Origin of the sequence: Siccibacter turicensis LMG 23730 (assembly GCF_000463155.2) — a bacterium.
GTDB lineage: Bacteria > Pseudomonadota > Gammaproteobacteria > Enterobacterales > Enterobacteriaceae > Siccibacter > Siccibacter turicensis.
In genome coordinates this window covers 1-269 of record NZ_AWFZ01000067.1, presented here as the reverse complement: position 1 = coordinate 269, position 269 = coordinate 1, and the positions used below count along the sequence as shown (strand labels likewise).

At 55.4% G+C, this 269-nt stretch carries 1 rRNA gene; it reads left to right on the top strand.

The annotated features are described in order from the left end of the window. A 23S ribosomal RNA gene (locus DW58_RS19695) occupies positions 1-269 on the top strand; the annotation flags it as partial.

The window sequence follows — 269 nt, the reverse complement described above, 5'->3', positions numbered from 1 at the left end:
ATCCGGCGTGGGGACAGTGTCTGGTGGGTAGTTTGACTGGGGCGGTCTCCTCCCAAAGTGTAACGGAGGAGCACGAAGGTCAGCTAATCCTGGTCGGACATCAGGAGGTTAGTGCAATGGCATAAGCTGGCTTGACTGCGAGAGTGACGGCTCGAGCAGGTGCGAAAGCAGGTCATAGTGATCCGGTGGTTCTGTATGGAAGGGCCATCGCTCAACGGATAAAAGGTACTCCGGGGATAACAGGCTGATACCGCCCAAGAGTTCATATC